Annotated in this window: 14 protein-coding genes; 2 read left to right on the top strand and 12 right to left on the bottom strand. The window is 71.8% G+C overall.

Features of this window, described 5'->3' with window-relative positions; genetic code table 11:
* Nucleotides 1–58 precede the first annotated feature (58 nt).
* From CTE05_RS06665 to kduI, 10 genes are all read right to left on the bottom strand, one after another.
* Nucleotides 59–1,114, bottom strand: a complete 1,056-nt coding sequence (locus CTE05_RS06665) for a DUF916 domain-containing protein (protein ID WP_222595421.1) — start codon at nt 1,112–1,114, stop codon at nt 59–61.
* Between the two features lie 63 nt (nt 1,115–1,177).
* Nucleotides 1,178–1,822: a hypothetical protein gene (locus tag CTE05_RS06660; RefSeq protein WP_146845316.1), complete on the bottom strand. Its 645-nt coding sequence runs from the start codon at nt 1,820–1,822 to the stop codon at nt 1,178–1,180.
* Between the two features lie 133 nt (nt 1,823–1,955).
* Nucleotides 1,956–7,133 (bottom strand): LamG-like jellyroll fold domain-containing protein, encoded by a 5,178-nt coding sequence (locus CTE05_RS06655; RefSeq protein WP_146845315.1) that lies wholly within the window; start codon nt 7,131–7,133, stop codon nt 1,956–1,958.
* Nucleotides 7,134–7,380: 247 nt separating this feature from the next.
* Nucleotides 7,381–8,877, bottom strand: a complete 1,497-nt coding sequence (locus tag CTE05_RS06650) for an aldehyde dehydrogenase family protein (protein ID WP_146845314.1) — start codon at nt 8,875–8,877, stop codon at nt 7,381–7,383.
* 36 nt (nt 8,878–8,913) lie between these two features.
* Nucleotides 8,914–9,906 (bottom strand): ABC transporter permease, encoded by a 993-nt coding sequence (locus CTE05_RS06645; RefSeq protein ID WP_146845313.1) that lies wholly within the window; start codon nt 9,904–9,906, stop codon nt 8,914–8,916.
* The gene (locus tag CTE05_RS06640; RefSeq protein ID WP_146845312.1) at nt 9,903–11,465 is read right to left on the bottom strand and encodes a sugar ABC transporter ATP-binding protein; all 1,563 of its coding nucleotides are present in this window, start codon (nt 11,463–11,465) and stop codon (nt 9,903–9,905) included. Before CTE05_RS06640 ends, CTE05_RS06645 begins: the two co-directional genes overlap by 4 nt.
* Complete coding sequence (locus CTE05_RS06635; protein ID WP_246123350.1) at nt 11,462–12,466, bottom strand: ABC transporter permease; 1,005 nt, start codon at nt 12,464–12,466, stop codon at nt 11,462–11,464. Before CTE05_RS06635 ends, CTE05_RS06640 begins: the two co-directional genes overlap by 4 nt.
* Nucleotides 12,463–13,548, bottom strand: a complete 1,086-nt coding sequence (locus tag CTE05_RS06630) for a sugar ABC transporter substrate-binding protein (RefSeq protein WP_146845311.1) — start codon at nt 13,546–13,548, stop codon at nt 12,463–12,465. Before CTE05_RS06630 ends, CTE05_RS06635 begins: the two co-directional genes overlap by 4 nt.
* A gap of 106 nt (nt 13,549–13,654) precedes the next feature.
* Nucleotides 13,655–14,410: a 2-dehydro-3-deoxy-D-gluconate 5-dehydrogenase KduD gene (gene kduD / locus CTE05_RS06625; protein ID WP_146845310.1), complete on the bottom strand. Its 756-nt coding sequence runs from the start codon at nt 14,408–14,410 to the stop codon at nt 13,655–13,657.
* A complete protein-coding gene (gene kduI / locus CTE05_RS06620; RefSeq protein WP_246123348.1) occupies nt 14,407–15,189 on the bottom strand; it encodes a 5-dehydro-4-deoxy-D-glucuronate isomerase in 783 nt (260 codons plus the stop codon). Before kduI ends, kduD begins: the two co-directional genes overlap by 4 nt.
* Before the next feature lie 206 nt (nt 15,190–15,395).
* Between kduI and CTE05_RS06615 the strand changes: the two genes are divergently transcribed.
* A complete protein-coding gene (locus tag CTE05_RS06615; protein WP_146845308.1) occupies nt 15,396–16,184 on the top strand; it encodes an IclR family transcriptional regulator in 789 nt (262 codons plus the stop codon).
* A 59-nt stretch (nt 16,185–16,243) separates the two neighbouring features.
* Nucleotides 16,244–16,720: a PPOX class F420-dependent oxidoreductase gene (locus CTE05_RS06610; RefSeq protein ID WP_146845307.1), complete on the top strand. Its 477-nt coding sequence runs from the start codon at nt 16,244–16,246 to the stop codon at nt 16,718–16,720.
* 90 nt (nt 16,721–16,810) lie between these two features.
* Here CTE05_RS06610 and CTE05_RS06605 read toward each other — a convergent pair whose 3' ends face one another.
* Both CTE05_RS06605 and CTE05_RS06600 read right to left on the bottom strand, forming a co-directional pair.
* Nucleotides 16,811–17,422, bottom strand: a complete 612-nt coding sequence (locus CTE05_RS06605; protein ID WP_146845306.1) for a CG0192-related protein — start codon at nt 17,420–17,422, stop codon at nt 16,811–16,813.
* 80 nt (nt 17,423–17,502) lie between these two features.
* Nucleotides 17,503–19,434: a glycosyl hydrolase 53 family protein gene (locus CTE05_RS06600; protein WP_146845305.1), complete on the bottom strand. Its 1,932-nt coding sequence runs from the start codon at nt 19,432–19,434 to the stop codon at nt 17,503–17,505.
* Nucleotides 19,435–19,544: the final 110 nt, after the last annotated feature.

Below are 19,544 nucleotides of genomic sequence, written 5' to 3'. Positions count from 1 at the left end.
GGGCCCGGAGCGACCAGCTCCGGGCCCGCGTCCGTGTCTGCGGCCCGCCGGGACGAGCTCAGACCCGCTGGGCACCGGCATCGAGGACGCTGCGCCGACCCTCGTTGCGCGCGTCGTCGAGCAGAGCGTGAAGACGCCGCCTCGACTGCCGCCGTTGCCACACGAGGGCCACGACGACGGACGACACCCCGACGAGCACCATGAGCTGCGGCCAGGGCATCACCACCGCGGTCGTCCCTGAGCCGATCGACGCGAGCGCAGGGGCCTCGCCGCTCACGACGACGACCTGAGGGTCCACCGTGACCGACACCGGGACCAGGACCGACGGCCAGACGTCGGCGACGCTCACGACGAGCCGTCGGGTGTCCCCCACGAGCAGCTCCTGGGGCTGCTCCTTCGAGGGGAACGTCGTCGCGCGACCACCCGCGGTGACCACCCCCGTCACCCGCAGCCGGGTGTTCCCGGTGTTGACGACGTCGAGCTCCACCGTGAGATCGCCGGGGGCGAAGGGGTTCCAGGACGAGCGGTACGACGACGTGACGTTCTCGATCGTCGCCCCCGGGGCCAGGGTCCCGCTCACCCTCGTCATGACGCGAAAGCCCACGCGGCTCTCGACACCGACGCTCGCGCCGCCCGCCCCGGTCGACGTCGACACGACCGACGCGGCGACGCCGGCGGCGTGGTCGCCGGGCTCGGCGTCCGCCGGGACGGTGATCGTGAACGGCACGGTGGAGGTCGCCCCTGCCGGCACCGTGACGGAGTCGACGAGGTCGATCCAGGTCCCTGCGGCCGTCGAGGTCCGGCTCGCGGGCAGGATGGTGAACCGGCCGTCCTCGTTGAAGAGCCCGTCGGCCGCGGTGAGGCCGAACGTGACGTCCTGGCCGCCGAAGTTGTGCACCGCGAGGTGCTCCACGACGCTCTCGCCCGGGTCGAGGTCCTGCTCGATCCAGGGACGCCCGTCCGGACCGGCCCCGTCCGCGGGTTGCACGGACCAGGTGACCGCGCCGCCGGCGTCCGCCGCGGCGGCCGCGGTGGTGGCGGTGGCCGGGACGACCAGGAGCGCGCCGAACAGCAGTGCGGCCGCGGCGCGCACGAGGACGGGACGACAGATCACGAGAACTCCCTCATGAGTGCCGGACGGGTCCGTGGGTCTGCCCACAGCCCCGTCCGCGAACGGTTACTCGAACAGCGAGAGCGTGAGCACGGACGAGTACGCACCCGCCGGCGTGTTCAGCGGCACCTTCAGGAACAGGCCGGCGTTCGCCGTCCAGGAGCCCGCGACGGCCTGCGTCGTCGCCGAGTCGTTCAGCGTCATCGCGAGCAGCTCGGGGCCCGCGATGCCTTCGAGGCCGACGTTGTTCGGCCCGTCGTCCAGGATCGTGTCGACCTGGTCGCCGGGGAGCACCTCATAGGTCTCACCGGGGTCGACGACGCTCGGCGTCCAGCCGAGGTAGCCGGCCGAGATAGCCGGCTGGCCCCCGCCGTCCGTCGAGACGAGGTCCGACGCCTGGCCGACGACCGCCCACGCAGCCCCCTCCGGGATCGTGGTGCGCGTGTCGGTGATGGTCACCGACGGGAGGGCACCGAAGAACTGACGCTGGGTGGTGTCGTCCGACACGCCCTCGGTCAGCGTCGTCGAGCTGGCCGCGACGGTCATCGCCAGGGTGCCGGGACCGGTCAACGGCTCGATCGTCGTCAGCACCTCGACGCCGTCCGACTGCTGCAGCTCGTCGGCGAACGCGGCGCCACCGACTCCCAGCAGCAGAGCGCCGCCGACGGACGCCATCGCGACCCGAGCCGCGATCGCACTGTTCCTCGTCATAGAGATCTCCATCCTGTGGACAGCGTCCTCGCTGCCACATGTCGACGCCCGGCCGGGGTGGCCGGTTCAGGTGGGGGTGCGGTGGCCCGTGGCCCGTCGTCGGGTCACGGGCCACCGCGTGCGGGATCCCGGGTCAGCCGCAGGTGGCCGCGGCGACCGGGGTCTCGATCGTCCGGGTGCCGCTCGCGGTCACGGTGGTGGTCACCGTCGCCGCGGGAATGCCGGCCAACCGGGTGGTGAGGGCCTTGCTGGCGCTCGCGCCCGCGGCGATCACGCCGAACGACGCGGTGCCGTACGGGGTCTGGGTGGTCACCGTGGCGGCCCCCGGACCCTGGTTGGCTGCCGTGACGACCAGCACGACCTTGCCCGCGACACAGCGGGTCGAGGTCGTGACCGCGACCTGCGGTCCCGCCGCCACGACGGTCACGGTCACGGTCACGGGCGCGGACGGGAGCGTCCCGTCGTTCGCCCGGTAGGTGAACGTGTCCGTGCCGGAGAACCCGGCCGCGGGCGTGTAGGTGAACCCTCCTGCGGCCGCCAGCGTCACCGTGCCGTGCGCCGGCTGGGTGACGTTCGTGGCCGTGAGCGGGTTGCCCTCGGCGTCGGTGTCGTTGGCCAGGACGCCCGGCGCCGCGACCGTGAGGGGATCGCCCTGCGGGGTCGTCCAGGAGTCGGCGACCCCGGTCGGCGCCGTGTTGGGGGGCGGGGGGCCCTCGAGCAGGTCGTCGATCTGCTCCTCGGTCAGCGCGTAGCCGAACATCTGGAACTCGTCGACCAGGCCGTCGAACCGCCCGTCCGGCCAGCTGGTGCCACCGATCAGGTTGGCGGTCGTGCTCCCGGCCACCCCGACGTCACTCATGTCGAGCGTGAAGTCGGTCCGGGTGCCCCTCAGCTCACCGTTGAAGTAGATCTTCCCGGTGGTGCCGCTGTGCGTGTAGACGACGTGCGTCCACTGGTTCAGCGGCAGGTCGTTGCCGCCACCGAGGGTCAACCGCTCCTGGTTGGCGACCCCGGCCTTCTTGAACGTGGCGGCGAACCCGGTGGCACCGGCCGCGTTCGTGTTCGACTGCAGCAGGAAGAACGTGTCCGTGCTGCTGCCGATCTGCACGAGCGGGACCCAGGCGGGCAGGACGTCCGGTCGTGCCCACACGGACACGCTGAACTCCTCGTCCATGCCGGCCTGGACGTCGTCCGGCAGGCGGGCCTGGTTGCCCGTGGCGGATCCGCCGCCGGGCAGCGAGAGCGCGGCGCCGAACTTCCCGCTCGGCGTCCAGCCGGTGCTGCCCTGGAGCGTCGCCGCCCCGATCGACTGGTCCAGACCGCTGTTGGCGGCTGTGGTGCCCGTCCCCTCGTCGAACGTGTACCGGATGGGCACCCCCGATCCCGGGGGCGGCCCCTGGACCGTGTGCGTGAGCGTGCCCGTCGAGTCCCGCCAGCCCTCGGCGGCCACGAACCGCGCCTCGACCTGGTGGTCGCCGCGCTTGAGCGTGAGCTCGGGGAACGTCGCCACCCCCGCCGTCAGGGTCTGCGTCGTGCCGACGGCAGCCCCGTCCACCCACAGCGCGACCGAGCCGGTCGCCGGCTCGCCGTCCTCACCCTCGACCGTGGCCGTGAAGGCCACCGGCTCCGCGAACGGTGACGGGGAGGCCGGGTCGGCCGTGACCGTCGTCGTCGTGCGCAGCGCGGTGCCGTCGTCGTACAGGGCCCCCACGTCGTCCGCCGACAGCGTGGACGTGTAGATCCGGACGTCGTCCATGAGCCCGTCGTACGCCGGGTCGGGGAACCCGTTGCGGCCCAGCCAGTTGTTCGACGTGGGCCCGACGTCGGTCATGTCGATGGTGAGATCGTCCCGGCTCGCGACGGCCACGCCGTTCAGGTACAGCGTGCCGGTCGCGCCCGTGCGGGTGAACGCGACGTGGTTCCACTGGTTGGCGACGACGTCCTTCGTCGGCGTCGCGTAGACGCGTTCCTGCAGGGCGCTGCCCTTCGCCTTGAAGGTCGCCGCCAGGCCGGTGCCCCCCGCCGCCTGGGTCTGCATCTGGATCTGGAAGAAGCTGCCCGCGCCCTCCAGCCCGTCCCCGAGGTGGAACAGGCCGATCCAGTTCGCCTTGGTGTCCGGACGGACCCAGAACGAGGTGGAGAAGCTCTCCGCACCCTGCAGCAGGTTGTCCGGCAGGTCCACGGCGTTCGCGTTGGAGCCGCCCGACAGGTCGAGCGCGCCGCCGAGCACACCGTTCGCGGACCAGCCGGCGTTGCCCGTCAGGGTCGCCGCCCCGACCGACGAGTCGGTGCCGGTGTTGGCCGCCGACGCCCCCTCGCTCTCCTCGAACTCGTAGTGGACGGGGACGTCGCCGAGGCCTGGGTCCACGCCGATGACGACGAGGTCGTCGATGACGAGACCCGCGCCCGCGCCGGCCAGCGACAGCGTCTCGGTCCGCGCCGTGGCCGTGAAGGTCCCGACGTACGTGCCGAACGTGATCGGTCCGCTGCTCTGCGACGGCGTGTCCGTCGTCGCGGTGAGCGTCGTGCTCAGGGAGCCGACCGACAGTGCGGCCGTCCCCGGACCGGAGCCCGCCGCCGACCGGCTGTCGCGTGCGTAGCGCAGCGAGATCCGGTACTCGCGGTCGGGCTCGAGGCCTGTGAGCGTGCGCTCGAGGCTGCCCGAGCCGCCCAGGGCGACGTGGTACCCGGTGAGCCCGAGGCCGCCCTGGCCGGGCGCGGTGCCGCGCACGAGCTGGACCTGGCTGTCGACGGTCCACGGCGCCATCCGGGCGTTGCCCGGCGCCACGTCGACGACCGCGGCGGGGTTGCCGCCACGCCAGTCGGTGGGCAGCCGCGGGTACTCGAACTGGTCGACGACCTGCGGGGTCCGCTTGTCCATCGGAACCTCGGGGTCGATGTCCACGATCGACGCGACCGACGGGGTGCCGTCGGCGTCGAAGACGAACAGCATGTACGCGCCCGGAGGGGCGTAGGTGCCGTCCTGCGGTGCCGTGATGGTGACCTCGCCCGACCCGGGCACCTGCGTGAACTCCAGGTCCTGGAAGTTCTGGTCGTTGTTGAAGCCGTGCGTCACGGACCCGTTGCGGACCAGGGTCACGCGGGAGACGTCTCCCGACGTCTCGATCCCGAACGTGCCGTCGTAGCCGATGGCGTCGGGGGCCTCGGTGATCTCCGGCCGCTCGGCCGGCTCCTGGCCGTCGAACAGGTACGCCGGGGAGTAGTACTCGACGTCCGTGTAGTTCCGCGGACCGGGCGCACCGCCACCGCCGACCATCACGCGGCCGTCGGGCAGCAGCAGCGCCGCGGAGTGGTAGAGCCGGGCGTGCTCGTACGGCGCCGCGACGGTGGTCCACTCCCCCGTCTCGGGGTCCCAGATCTCGGCGTTCGTGACGTACCCGCCACCGCCGTTGTTCGTGCGGCCCCCGCCCGTGACGAGCACGTCGCCGTCGGGCAGGACCGTCGAGGTCGCCCAGTGGCGCTGGTGCTCCATCGGCTCGGTCGCCGTGATGACGGGATTGGCGGTGCCGCCGGTGATGTCGACCGTGAAGCCGGCGCGTGCGCCGTCGGGGCCGCCACCGTTGGCCCACCAGCCGCCGCCGACCTGGAGGATCTTGCCGGGCCGGTACATCGTGGCCGTCGACGTCGCGCCCACCGGGTTGCCGTCGGCGCCCTGGTTGGCGATGCCTGCCGGGAGCGTCCCGCGCAGGGTCAGCTCGCCCTCACCGCCGTTGCCGGCCGGGTCGAGCTCGAACATCTGCGTGCCGCTGATGTTGAAGAGCGTGCCGCTGCCGGGGGTCACGAACGCCCGCGGGTACCACCACCGGTTCTCGTCGGCTCCCGGGTGGTCCGCGCCACCGTCGCCGTACGCCGCCGGGCTTCGGGCGCCGTCCAGGGTCCTCCAGCCGCTGCCCTCGTCGGGCGTGTAGATCTCGGGGGTGAGCACGCCCGGTCCGCCGGGCCCGCCGCGCAGGCTGCCGCCCTGGACCACGATGTCGCCGTTGGGCATCGTCGTCCCGGTCGGGTACCAGCGCGGGTAGTTCATGGGCGCCTCGTTCTGCAGCCCGTTGTTGGTGGTGTAGCTGGTGACGCCGATCGCCGCGTCGTTCGGTGCGTTGCCGCCCAGGCCGTCGTCACCGCCGACCGTCATCGTCGAGTGGTCGTGCGGGTTCTGCACCTGCATGGAGCAGAAGAGGTCGGTGTAGGTGGTGTTCGGCAGGATGCCGGTGCGCAGGTTCGCGAGCGTGCGCTCCTGCGCCGGGTCCCAGACGTCGACCTCCATCTGGCCGCCCTGCGTGATCGTGCTGTTGCCGGTCCAGTCGTACGGTGCGGTGTCGTTGCCCCAGCCGCCGACGCTGCCGAAGGACTGCACCGTGCCGTCGGAGGTGAGCGCCATGTTGATGGGCATCAGGGGCCACGGGGTGACGTCGCTCCAGGCGCCGTTCGCCTCCTTGGACGGGGCCGAGCAGTCGGCCTCCAGGAGACCGGAGGCGTACGCGAGGCCGTTGCGCATCTGGGTGCGGATGACCGGCTCGGAGTACGCGGTGCCCTCGTGGCCCATCGCGGAGTACCAGGACCGACCCGCGTCGATCTCCTGGCACCACGTGATCGGGTGCGAGGTGCCCTGGCGGCCGCCGCCGTACGACGCCTCGTCCGCGAGGAGCAGGGTGCGCACGTCCGGGGCGGGGTTGACGGTCCAGTCGTACCACTCGTCGCTGCGCGTGAAGCTCGTCGGGAGGCCCTGCGTCAGCGGGTGCAGGACGTCGTTGACGACGACGCGGCCCGGGCGCACGGCGGGGTTCTCGGGGTGGCCCTCGGACATCGCGCCGACGAGGCGGGCGTAGAACGGGTTGACGTCGTGCTCGCTCTGGCCGACCGACCAGCCCGTGTAGTGCAGGCCCATGAACCCGCCACCGCCACGGATGTAGGCCTCGAGCGCGGCGCGCTGGGCCGCGTCGAAGAGCACCCCGCCGGTCTGGGCGAACACCATCGCGTCGACGGTGGCCAGGTTCGCCGTGGTGAACGCCGCGGGGTCCTCGGTCTCCTGGATCTCCAGCGTCCGGTCGTGCTCGGTCGCCAGCTCGGTCGCGAGGTCGCGGACGGCCTGCCGCGCCTGCACGTGCGAGGCGTGGAAGTTGGGCTTGTAGAAGAGGAGCACCTTGAGCACCTCGTCGTCGACGGCGGCCGCGGATGCCGGGGCAGCGGTCGCGGGGACCGCGACGGCCAGCGCGGCGGCCAGCGCGACGAGGTGCAGGACCGAACGTCGAGGACGTTCGGTCCGCACGCGGACAGATCGGCGTCGCAGGTTCATCTTTGATCCCTTGATCGTGGACTCAGACCGACTGAGGACCGACCCGGCAGTGCACCGGCGGGTCTCGTCCACAGGGAACGTACTGGCGCAGATTGCGCATATGCAAGAACTTGATCCTGATTCGTGAACTGGGTACGTCTTTGGTTCATATTCATGAATCTGCGGGATGTTTCCGGGCGCGCGAACAGGCACGACGGACCTCCCGTCGTGCCTGGAGCGCGCCGGCGTCAGCCGGCGGCCGCGCCGGTCACCGGAGCTCGGCGATGACCGTCTTGAGCTCCGTGTAGTCGTCCAGCCCGAACGACCCGAGCTCGCGCCCCCACCCGGACTGCTTGAACCCGCCACGCGGGAGCGTGACGTCGTCGGCGTGCCAGGTGTTGAGCCAGACGGTGCCCGCGCGCAACCGCGCACCGACGCGATGGGCCGTCCCGATGTTGGTCGACCAGACACCGGCGGCGAGCCCGTAGACGGTGTTGTTGGCGGCCGCGACGACCTCGTCCTCGGTGTCGAAGGGGATCGCGGTCACGACGGGGCCGAAGATCTCGTCGGTCTGCACCGCCATCTGCTCGGTGACCGAGGTGATCAGGGTCGGGCTGACGAAGAAGCCGCGGTCCCGCGCGGGATCGGTGCTCCCGGCGCTCAGCACGGCGCCGTCGGCGACCGCGCCGCGGATGTAGCCGAGCACCTTGTCGAACTGCTCCTGCGACACCAGCGGGCCCATGTGCGCTCCGGCCTCGAAGCCGTCGCCCACCGTGATCGCGCGGGCCGCGGCGGCGACCCCGTCGACGACCTGGTCGAACACCGCGCGCTGCACGTACAGCCGGGAGCCGTTGACGCAGCACTGCCCCTCGTTGAAGTACCCGCCGAGGACGGCACCCGCGATCGCGGCGTCGAGGTCGGCGTCCGCGAAGATGATGTTGGGCGCCTTGCCGCCGAGCTCGAGGGACACCTTCTTGAGGTTGACCGAGGCCGCGGCCGCGATCTTCTTGCCCACCTCGGTGCTGCCGGTGAACGCGACCTTGTCGACGCCGCGATGGTCGACGAGCGCGGCGCCCGCGTCCCCGAAGCCGGGCAGGATGTTCACGACGCCGGCGGGGAGCCCCGCGTCGAGCAGCAGCTCACCCAGCCGGAGCGCGGTCAGCGGCGTCTGCTCGGCGGGCTTGAGGATGACCGTGTTCCCCGCGGTGATGGCGGGGACGATCTTGAAGGCGGCCATGAGCAGCGGGAAGTTCCACGGCACGATGCCCGCGACGACGCCGATCGCCTCGCGGCGGGTGTAGGCGTGGAAGGACCGGCCCGGCACCGACATCGGGATGGTGGTGCCCTCCATCTTGGTGGCCCACCCGGCGAAGTACCGGAACAGCTCCGCGGCGGTCACGACGTCGCCGTCCCGCGCGGCCTCGACCCGCTTGCCGTTGTCGAGCGCCTCCAGCTGCGCGAACTCCTCGGCGTGCTCCTCGATGAGGTCGCCGATGCGCCACAGCAGGTGCGACCGGTCGCGCGGCGTGAACCGGGACCACGGCGACGGCGACTCGAAGGCGTTGCGTGCGGCGGCGACGGCGCGGTCGACGTCCACGGCGGACGCCTGGGCGACCTGGACCAGCACCTCCTCCGTCGAGGGGTTCACCGTGGCGAAGGTCTTCCCGTCCTCGGCGTCCACCCACTCCCCGTCGATGAGCAGCTGCTTCGGCGAGGAGAGGAACGCGCGGACGGCGGGCAGGAGGGTGGAGCTGTCGATCGACATGGTGGCCTTCCAGGAGACGTGGAGCGAGACAGACAGTTACTTGATGACCAGGACTTTCGACCGGTCGAGGGTCAGAGCCACCGCGACGATGATGATCGCGCCGTACAGGATCTGCTCGTAGGCCGACGAGACGCCGACCGTCGAGAGGCCGACCCGGAGCAGCGTGACCACCAGTGCGCCCGCCAGCGTCCGCCACAGGCTGCCGTGGCCGCCCGTGATCGCCGTGCCGCCGACGACGATCGCGGCGACCGCGGGCAGCAGCAGCGAGTCGGCGACGGTGGGGCTCCCGCTGTAGTTGCGGGCGACCAGGAGGACAGCCGCGAGACCGGCGCACGCCCCGGAGACGGCGAACGCCCCGATCTTCACGGCGTCGACGGGCACGCCGCCCAGCCGGGCCGCCGCCTCGGAGAAGCCGGTCGCCTTGATGTAGCTGTCCAGCGGGGTCACCTTGATCAGCAGGGCCAGCACCGCCACGAGGACGACCGCCACGACGACCGCCGTCGGCACCCGGCCCGCGACGTAGAGGTTCGCCCAGCTGATCGCGGTGTCGTCGGTGACGGGCACGGTTCCCGCGGAGGACACCACGAGCGCGATCGCCGCGAAGACGCTCATCCCGCCCAGCGTCACGATGAACGACGGGATCCGCAGGACGACGTGCAGGGTGCCCTGGAGCGCACCGATGGCGGCGGCCACGCCCACGACGGCGAGCGTGCTCAGGCCGCCGAGCGTGGGCAGCCACAGAGCGAGGAACACGCTCGACAGCGAGGCCAGGGCCGCGATCGACAGGTCGATGCCGCCGCACAGCACCACCAGGGTGGCGCCGGTGGCCAGGACCGCCAGCGGGGCCGCGGTGTTGATCACCGCCGTCAGGCTCCGCTCGGTCAGGAAGCCGGGGTCGGCCACGGCGAGCGCGACCACCAGGGCGGCCAGGGCGATCACGGGCATGAACGACGTCAGGCGGGAGCCGAGCGTCGGCCCACCCCTGACCGGGGCGTCCAGCGCGGGCTTGGTCAGGACGGGGGTGCTCACACCATCTCCTTGACGAGGTCGAGCGGGGTCGGCTTGGCACCGGACGGGCACGCGACCTCGGCCGTGATCCGACCGTCGCTCATGACGACGATGCGGTCGGCCATGCCGATCGCCTCCTCGAGGCTGTCGGCCAGCAGCAGGGTGGCGACACCGGTGTTCGCCAGCTCCCGCATGAGCTTGTAGACCTCGGACCGCGCGCCGATGTCGAGGCCGCGCGTGGGGTGGTCGAGCAGCAGCAGCCGGATGTCCCCGCCCACCAGCCAGCGGGCCAGGACGACCTTCTGCTGGTTGCCGCCGGAGAGCCGCTGGATGGCGGTCCCCCGGTGCGGCGTGCGGATCGAGAGCCGGGAGATCCACGTGTCGACGACCGACGCCTGCCGGACCGGCACGACGAGCGGCCCGACGCACCGGACCCCCTGCTTGGTGAGGGTCATGTTGTCGGCCACCGACATCGGGCCGACCATGCCCTCGATCTTGCGCTCGGCCGGTACGTAGCCGACCCCGGCGGAGCACGCGGCGCGGCTGCCGGACAGGTCGAGCTTCTTCCCGTCGAGGGTCACCTCGCCGGCGACCGTCTCCTGCGCACCGAACAGCGCCCGGCACACGTCCTCGCGCCCCGAGCCGTGCACGCCGACGATCGCCAGGATCTCGCCCTCGGCGATGTCCAGGTCCACGTCACGGAACGAGGGGCCGCTCAGGCCCCGCACCGTGAGGCGCGGTCGGGGTTCGCCGGCGGGACGCTCGATGGAGCTGTCGTGGTAGTGGTCGTCCGACCCGGTCGACCCGATCATCAGGCGGTGCAGGTCGCCCGGGACGGCACCGGCCGTGGCGACGTCCCCGACGGACTGCCCGCCGCGGAGCACCGTGACCCGGTCGCACACCTCGAGCACCTCGTCGAGACGGTGCGAGACGAAGATGACCGACGCGAACTCCCGCAGCCGCCGGATCTGCGTGAACAGCGTCTCGACCTCGCCGGACTCCAGCACCGACGTCGGCTCGTCGAGGATGATCACGGGTGCGAACCGGGTGCGCTGCTCGATGCGCAGCACCTTGGCGATCTCCACCATCTGCCGGTCGGCGAAGGTGAGCGTGTCGGTGCGGGCCCGCGGGTCGATGGTCGACCCGATCTTGTCCAGCTGCTCCTGGGCGAGCTTGCGCATGGTGTCCCAGCGGTACATCCCGCGCCGCACCCCGGGGCCCTCGCTGCCGAGCACGATGTTCTCGGCAGCGGTGAGGTTGGGCACCAGCGACTGCTCCTGGAACACCATGCCGACACCGTGGTTGGCGGCGTCGACGACGCTGCGCATCCTGACCTTCTCACCGCGCACGTAGATCTGCCCCGCGTCGGGGCGGACGAGCCCCACGAGCGCCTTGAGCAAGGTGGACTTGCCCGCGCCGTTCTCCCCGGCGAGGCCCAGGACCTCGTTCTGGTTGACGTGGAAGTCGACGCCGTCGAGGGCCTTGACGCCCGGGTAGTGCTTGACCAGGCCGCGGACCTCGAGGGCCGGCAGCAGGGAGGCCGGAAGGGGGGACTGCTGGTTCGCCAGCTCGATGCTCACTTGACCACCTGGTTCCTGTGCCGCAGCGGCAGCGCGGCGGCCGCCACGGCGACGACGACGATGAGTCCCTGCACGCCACCCTGCCAGTACGGGCTGACCCCGATCTGCACCAGCCCGTTGGTCAGGACCACGATGAGCAGCACGCCGACGGTGGAATGCAGGACCCCGCCGCGGCCACCGGTGAGCAGGGTGCCGCCGACGACGGCTGCGGTGATGGAGGAGAAGGTGAAGTCGGCACCCGCCTGCACCAGCCCGGCGCCGAGCTGGCTGGTCACCATGACCGCACCGAGCCCGTAGAACGCACCGGCGAGGGTGAAGACCGCCACCTTGTACGGCGCGACGCGGACACCCGACAGCGCGAGGACCTCCTCGGCACCGCCGATCGCGAACGCGTACCGCCCGAGCCGGGTGTACCGCTGGATGAGCCAGCCGACGAGCACGCAGACGGCCGCGATCCAGGTGAGGTACGTGAACCCGAGGAGCCGGTCGGTCGCCCAGCTCTCCAGCGCCGCGTCGGCGATGTTGGGCTGGACCCCGGCGAACATCAGGATCGCGATCCCGAGCCCGATGGCCGAGACGCCGAGCGTGACCATGAACGACGGGACCTTGAGCGCCATGAGCAGCACCCCGCTCAGGCACCCGAGCGCGGCGCCCAGGGCGATGGCGATCACGATCCCGAGGAAGCCGAGGTCGTTCCCGTTGCGGTTGTTCTCCACCAGCAGCGCCACGGCGATGGCCGAGGCGGCCATCACCCCGCTGGCCGAGAGGTCGATCGACCCCATCAGCAGCACGAACGTGGCGCCGCAGGTGACCACGGCCAGGACCGAGGCCGCGTCGAGGATGTTCTGGAAGTTGCCCAGCGTGCGGAACTGCGGGCTGAGCAGGGAGAAGACGATCACGATCACCACGAGGGCGATCGGAGGACCGGCGTCCCGGAAGGACACCCCCCGCCGAGGCTGGGGGCGCGCCGCGACGACCTCGGCGGGGGATGTCACGGTCACGACAGCGGACCTGCCACACGGTTGAAGACGTTGTCGCACTCGAAGTCGGCGGGGTCGGTCTTCGGCGTCAGGTACTCGGCGACGTTCTCGTCGGTGATGAGGAACTGCTCGGCGAAGAACGCGCGGTTGTCGTCGGCGATGTCCTCGACGGCGAGCTCACCGGTGGCCACGCAGTAGCCGATCGCCAGGCCGATGCCACCCTGCCACGGGCCGTCGCTCGAGACGGTCGCGGTCATGGTGCCGTCCTCGATGGCGGTCAGGGCGTCCGGGACGGCGTCGATGCCGACGACGGCGACGTCGGTCCGGCCGGCCTGCTCGAGGGCCTGGAGGGCGCCGAGGGCCATGTCGTCGTTCGCGGCCCAGATGCCCTTGACCTTGTCCCCGTGCTTGGTCAGCAGGGTCTCGGTGACGGCCAGCGCCTCCTGGCGGGAGAAGTTCGCGGTCTGCTGGTCGAGGAGCTCGACGCCCGAGTTCTCGGCGAGCGACTCCTCGAGGCCGGCGAACCGGTCCTTGGCCGCCCCGGTGTCGAGGATGCCCTGCAGCGCGATGATGCCGCCCTCGCCGCCGATCGCCTCGGCGAGCGCGTCGCCGATCTGCTTGCCGGACTCGACGCCGTTGTAGGTGATGTGGCTGAGCCACGTGTCGTAGTCGAGGGGGCTGAGGTCGGCCGGCTTGTTCCACTGGGTGACCAGGAAGGCACCGGCGGTGTCGGCGGCCTCGACGATCGGCTTGGTGTCCGCGTCGCCGTTCGGCAGGACGTTGAGCACGAGGCAGTCCGTGTCGCCCGCGAGGACCTGGCGGATCTGCTCCTGCTGCTTGGTGGACTCACCGTCGTAGGTGAGCCGCTGCTGCTCCAGGCCGACCGACTCGGCGAACGCGTCGCCGCCGTCGAGCCAGGAGGCCTCGTAGGGGTTGGACTCGTTGCGGACCTGGCCCACGAGCGTGACGTCGGCGGGGTCGCACGAGCCGGTCGCCGCTCCGGTGCCTTCGTCGGCGCTGGACGCCTCGGTGCAGCCCGCGAGGGCGATGGATGCCAGGGACAGGCCGATCAGCGCAAGGGCGGGGCGAGACGTGCGAATCATCGTTGATCCTCTTCTCTAGTGCCAGAAACTCCGGCGGGACAATTCCGAGAGGGTGGTGCGCGAGGCCGCGGGGGCGGCGTCAGGAACGTCGGGAGTGCCAGCTCGGTCAGCGCGCCATCCAGCCCCCGTCCACGACGAGGACGTGCCCGTTGACGTAGTCGGCTGCCGAGGAGCTCAGGAACACGGCCGCGCCGGCGACGTCCTGGCTGGTGCCCCACCGCCCGGCCGGGATCCGCTCGAGGATCGAGCGGGCGCGGTCGGGGTCGTCGCGCAGCGGCCGGGTGTTGTCGGTCGCCATGTAGCCGGGCGCGATGGCGTTGACCTGCACGCCGCGCGGGCCCCACTCGTTGGCGAGGGCCTTGGTGATGCCGGCGACCCCGTGCTTGCTGGCCGTGTAGGAGACGACGCGGACGCCGCCCTGGAACGACAGCAGGCTGGCGATGCTGACGACCTTCCCGTGCCCCCGCGCGACCATGGGCCGACCGAGGTGCTGGGTGAGGAAGAACAGTCCCGACAGGTTCACGTCGAGCACCGCGTCCCACGAGTCCTCGGTGACGTCCACCGCGTCGTGCCGGTCGATGATCCCGGCGTTGTTCACCAGGATGTCGACCTCCCGCGCGGCCAGGTGGGCACCGACCGTGGAGATCGCGTCGCGGTCGGCCAGGTCGAGCTCGACGACCTCGACGTCGCGGCCGAGGTCGCGGACCAGCGTCTCCGTCGCGGTCTGGCTGTCCGGGCGGCCGACGAGCACCAGGTCGGCACCCGCCTGCGCGAGCCCGAGCGCGACGCCCTGGCCGAGTCCGCGGCCGGCACCGGTCACGACGGCGCGCTTGCCGGACAGGTCGAAGGGCGAGGAGGTCACAGCTCCTCCAGCGCGACGGGGGCGAGGTCCGTGTACTGCGTGTTCTCGCCGGACATCGCCCAGACGAAGGCGTAGGAGCTCGTGCCGGCGCCGGCGTGGATGGACCACGGCGGCGAGATGACGGCCTGCCGGTCGCGCATGACGAGGTGCCGGGTGGCGCCGGGCCTGCCCAGGAAGTGGAAGACGCGGCTGTCCTCGTCCAGGTCGACGTAGAGGTAGACCTCGGTGCGGCGGTCGTGCAGGTGCGGCGGCAGCGTGTTCCACACCGAGCCGTCGGCGAGCACCGTGACGCCGAACTGCAGGGTCGCCGTCCTCAGGTCGGACCCCCAGGCGTAGCGGAACAGGGTCCGCTCGCTGGCGCCCGCGGCGCTGCCGATGTCCACCCCGCCGACCTCGTCGTGCACCAGCGCGGTGGTCGGGTACGTGGCACCCGCGGGGGCGGACACGAAGTAGAAGGCGGCGTCGGCGCCCGTGAAGGCGACCTCGCTGCCGCGGCCGACGTACAGCCCGTCGAGGTGGCCCAGCTCGAACTTCTCGCCGTCCACGAGGACGTGCCCGGTCTGGCCGACGTTGACGACGCCGAGCTCGCGACGCGCCAGGTGCGACTCGACACCCAGCACCTCGGTCCACGCGGGCAGCCCGAGACGTTCGTGGCCGGGGACCGCTCCCCCGATGACCATCCGGTCGTCGTGCGTGTAGACGGCGTGCACCTCGCCGGTCTCGAACAGGTCCTCGACGAGGAAGTTCTTCCGCAGGTCCGCAGCGTGGGCTGTCTCCACGCTCGACGGCGACGTCGAATACCGGACCTGGATCACATGGGCTCCTCGATTTATGAACTGTGTTCGTCTATGTGAATCGAGAACGTACACGTGACCCAGACCACGGTCAAGGGAGAGAAGTCCGTCCATATATGTGGACGAGCAGGTACAGTCGGGGGACAAGGTCCGTGCGTGCGAGACGCCCGGAAGATCAGGAGGCGTCTGCGATGCAGTCCCCGAACCCGACCGCCACGCTCGGCGCCGCCGGCCCCGTGAAGTCCGCCGCGCGAGCCCTGGACCTGCTCGACGAGATCGCCGCGGGCGGCCCCGGGACCCAGCTGCAGCTGTCGACGCGCCTGAAGATCCCGAAGAGCAGCCTGCACGCGCTCCTCAAGACGATGACCGACCGGGGCTGGCTGGAGACCGACCAGACCGGGAGCGTCTACCAGCTGGGCATCCACTCCCTCGTGGTCAGCTCGGCGTACCTCGCCGGAGACCCGGTGCTCTCGCGCGCCGCCGCGATCATGGACGAGATCTCCGGCGCCACGGAGGAGACCGTCAACCTGGGCCGGCTCGCGGGCAACCAGGTCATCTACACGGCCAAGCGCGAGTCCGTGCACCCCCTGCGCATGCACTCCCCCGTCGGCCGGCGGCTCCCGGCCTTCTCCACCGCCCTCGGCCGGGCGATCCTGGCCGAACGTCCCCCCGAGGCCCGGGCCGCCCTGGTCCCCGACACGATCGCCCCGATCACCGCGCAGACGGTGACCGACCGGGACGCCCTGCTGCAGATCATCGACGACGCCGCCCGGCGCGGCTACGCGACCGAGAGCGAGGAGTCCTGCATCGGGGTCCGCTGCTTCGGGGTCGCGCTGCCGTTCGCGCGGCCCGCGGTAGACGGCGTCAGCGTCGCCGTGCCGATCAGCCGCCTGGCCGGTCGGGAGGACTTCATCATCGAGACTCTCCTGAGCGTCAAGGCGCGCCTGTCCCCCGAGTACGAGCACAGCCTGGTGCGCTGACCACACCCGGGTCGCCGCTCCGTCGGGCGGCACGGTGTGGTGCCTCCTACCGTGGTGCCATGCCCCGCCCCGTCGCCACCACCCGCCGCGTCGACCTCGCCGAGCTCCTCGACTTCGTCCGGGACCGGCACCACGTCGTCCTCGTCACCACCCGCCAGGACGGACGGCCGCAGGTGTCCCCGGTCAGCGGCGGCGTGGACGGCGAGGGCCGGCTGATCATCTCCACGTACCCGGACCGCGCGAAGACCGTCAACGCCGAACGCAATCCCGACGTGAGCGTCTGTGTCCTGTCCGACGACTTCGGGGACGCCTGGGTGCAGGTGGACGGGCGTGCCGAGGTGCTGCACATGCCGGAGGCCGAGGACGCCCTGGTGGACTACTACCGGTGCATCGCGGGTGAGCACCCGGACTGGCAGGAGTACCGGGCGGCCATGCGCGTCCAGGGCAAGGCGCTGATCCGCATCACGCCGACGAGGTGGGGGCCGGTCGCCACCGGCGGCTTTCCCGCCGACGTCGCGGCCCGGCTGGACGGCTGACCTCGGCTCCTCGCCCGCGGCGCACGTTCGAGCCGGCAGGCCTCCGGGTCTCGCGGCCGAGAGTCTCCCGGTCCCGCGACGGACGCCTGCTCAGTCGACGTACGCCAGCAGGACCGGCGCGTCGACGCCGGACCACGTGCCCGTCAGCCTGGACTCGACGTCGGCGGGAGCCGGCTCGTCGAGCCGGCGCCGGACGACGATGCGCAGGTCGCCGATCTCCAGCACCGTGGACGACGTGTCCGAGGACGTGCGCACGTCGCCGACGGGAGGGACGTCTCCCGACGCGGTGCCGGACCCGGTGACGCGGACGCTCGGCTCGCGCGGGGCGTCGGCGCCCTCGACGAGCTCCTCGGCCTGGCCGGCTCCCGCCAGGAGCACGGACGCGAGCACCTGGGCGTAGACAGGGTCGCCGGTCGCGTCGTAGATCCAGCGCCGCCCGAGCACCGAGTGCTCCATCGTGCAGATCAGCTGCTCGTCGGCACCGGCGAGCGGGGCGCCGCGATAGGTCAGCGGGACCTGGAGCGTGCGTCCGCCGGCGGTCGCCACGAGGTGCGTCTCGATGCCGACCTCGCCGTCCGGGTCGTCGAAGCGATAGGCACCGACCAGCTCGAGGCCCGGCTCTCCCCACGGCTGGGTGGGCACCCAGTCGGTGAGGAGCTCCAGCTTGGTGGGACTGATGGTCGCGCGGTGCAGGAGGGCCATCGGCCGACCCTAGCGGGTGTCACGGAGCAGGCACCGGCGGGGCCCGCGAGGAGCCACCGCCGGTGCCGGGCGCCGGGCGCTCAGGAGCTGCCGTGCACCGCCCTCCGGACGACGTCGACGACCGCGGTCACCGGACCGTGCTCGGCCGTGGTGCCGCTGACGACGACCTGCCCGGGGCGGGACGGTGCGCGGGCCGGGACCGCGTCCCAGGTCACGGGCACGGCGTGGAGCGTGCCGTCGGCGTCGAGCATCTCGACGGTGGCCGGCAGGGTGAGCGGGCCTGACGTGCGGACGGTCCGGTAGACGGTGTCGGCGACGACGAACTCGGCGTCGCTGGCCTCGTAGACCTCGATCGTCTCGTGGAACGTGAGCACCGGCCACGCGCTGCTCGACCAGTCGATCATCTCCTGCCAGTTCGCCGGCTCCCAGACCAGGACGCCGACACCGCGGTTGTCGGGCAGGTCGTTGGCGATCCGGAAGACCTCCTGGAGGAAGTCCCCGGCACCCTGCGCCGTCTTGGGGTAGGGCGAGTTCGGGACCGGCACGCCGTCCCAGTCGTTCGACTGGTGGGACGTCTCGGCGATCTCCATGGCGTAGCCGGGGTGCGCCGCGGCCACCTGGTGCAGGTTCGCCTCGTAGTGCTCGGGCGTCCCGTGCCAGTCGGGGTAGTAGGAGTGCGCGATCACGTCGATGTCCTGGCCCTTGGCCTTCAGGCGGGTGAGGAGCTGGTCCCAGAACTCGAGGGTCTTGTCGACCCGACCGTCGTCGATGATCACGTGGGTCTCGACCGGGATGTCCTCGCCGTGGGCGGCTGCGACGTCCCGGACGGCCGCGATGCCCGACGCCTGGAGGGTGGTGAACCGGTCCCACGCGGCGTCGTAGGCGGCCTGCTCGGCCGGGTCGTCCGAGCCCCAGTAGTCCCAGAGCAGGGCGCCGCCGGGCTGCGAGACGAACGTGGGGTCCTGGTTGAAGAAGCACGTGCCGCACCACGCCGCGTCGTCGAACCACGGCAGCGGACGCTCGGCCCCCCACAGGAACCCGTTGATGAGCTCGTTGCCCACCGCGACCTTCTCGGGGGTGGTGCCCTGGGCGATGAGCGCGTCGACCGTCGCGTACGTGTAGTCGTAGACGGCCTGGGTCAGCTCGTCGAAGGGCAGCTCACGCCACGCGGTGGGCTTCGCCTGCTTGCTCGGGTCGGCCCACGAGTCGGCGTAGTGCAGGTCGATGCCCAGGTCCATGCCCTGCTCGACGACGTCGCGCGCCACGCCGAGGGTGCGCTCCGGGCCCTGGTAGGCGGGTTCGAGGTACTCGCCCGTGCGCTCGTCCCGCGGGTCGTTGAAGACGCGGAGGCGGGTGTACTCCATGCCGGCGTCGGCCGCCGCCTCGAGGACGGGGACCGGCGTGGCGCCCTCGTCCACGACGTAGGTCAGGCCCTGGGCGTCGTTCTGGTCGGCGTACGAGATGTCCGCGCCGAGCACGACGTCGTCGCGCAGGTAGTTCCACACCGACAGCTCGCTGATGCCGGCGACGGCGCCCGGCGACACGTCGGTGATCGTGACCCGCAGGAAGGCGATCCCGGGGCGCGCGACGAGGTGCTCCTCGCCGCGACCCGGGCGGTCGTTCCTCGTGCGGTCGACGAGGGTCGTCCACCGGCGACCGTCTGCGGAGGACTCGACCACGTACCGGTACGTGCCGTGCGCGTCGGGCAGGACGAGACCGACCTTCCGGATGTTGTCGTACGCGCCGCCGAGGTCGAGGACGAGGGAGTGGCGGCCCTTGCCGCGCACGGTCCACGCGGTCGCCGGGTCGCCGTCGACGGCGAGTCCCGCACGAGCCTGTGCCGAGCTGGCGCTCACCGTGACCCAGGCCTTCGCGGCGAGGTTGCTGCGGACGGGGTCGAAGTGGACCTGCCCGTCGGGTTCCTCGGCCGGGGCCGGGCCCGCGCCGCTCAGGACGAGGGCGCCCGCGGCGAGGAGGGTGAGCAGGGAGGTGCGGCGGCGGATCTGCTGCATGGGACGTCCTTGTCTCCTTGGAGCGTGTGCACGTGCACAGCACGCGAGACACGCTACGAGCGCGGGAAAGCGCCAGTCAAGGTCGCGGCCACTCGGCTGGTTCTGGGAGC

Source organism: Cellulomonas terrae (assembly GCF_007990265.1).
Lineage (GTDB): Bacteria > Actinomycetota > Actinomycetes > Actinomycetales > Cellulomonadaceae > Cellulomonas > Cellulomonas terrae.
The sequence above is the reverse complement of the archived record's forward strand: the minus strand, read 5'-3'. Positions and strand labels throughout refer to the sequence as shown.

Excerpts from the sequence above, each read along its gene's own strand:
- CTE05_RS06660 (WP_146845316.1), bottom strand. The coding sequence starts at position 1,822 with ATGACGAGGAACAGTGCGATCGCGGCTCGGGTCGCGATGGCGTCCGTC.
- CTE05_RS06655 (WP_146845315.1), bottom strand. The coding sequence starts at position 7,133 with ATGAACCTGCGACGCCGATCTGTCCGCGTGCGGACCGAACGTCCTCGA.
- CTE05_RS06650 (WP_146845314.1), bottom strand. The coding sequence starts at position 8,877 with ATGTCGATCGACAGCTCCACCCTCCTGCCCGCCGTCCGCGCGTTCCTC.
- CTE05_RS06630 (WP_146845311.1), bottom strand. The coding sequence starts at position 13,548 with ATGATTCGCACGTCTCGCCCCGCCCTTGCGCTGATCGGCCTGTCCCTG.
- CTE05_RS06615 (WP_146845308.1), top strand. The coding sequence starts at position 15,396 with ATGCAGTCCCCGAACCCGACCGCCACGCTCGGCGCCGCCGGCCCCGTG.
- CTE05_RS06610 (WP_146845307.1), top strand. The coding sequence starts at position 16,244 with ATGCCCCGCCCCGTCGCCACCACCCGCCGCGTCGACCTCGCCGAGCTC.
- CTE05_RS06605 (WP_146845306.1), bottom strand. The coding sequence starts at position 17,422 with ATGGCCCTCCTGCACCGCGCGACCATCAGTCCCACCAAGCTGGAGCTC.
- CTE05_RS06600 (WP_146845305.1), bottom strand. The coding sequence starts at position 19,434 with ATGCAGCAGATCCGCCGCCGCACCTCCCTGCTCACCCTCCTCGCCGCG.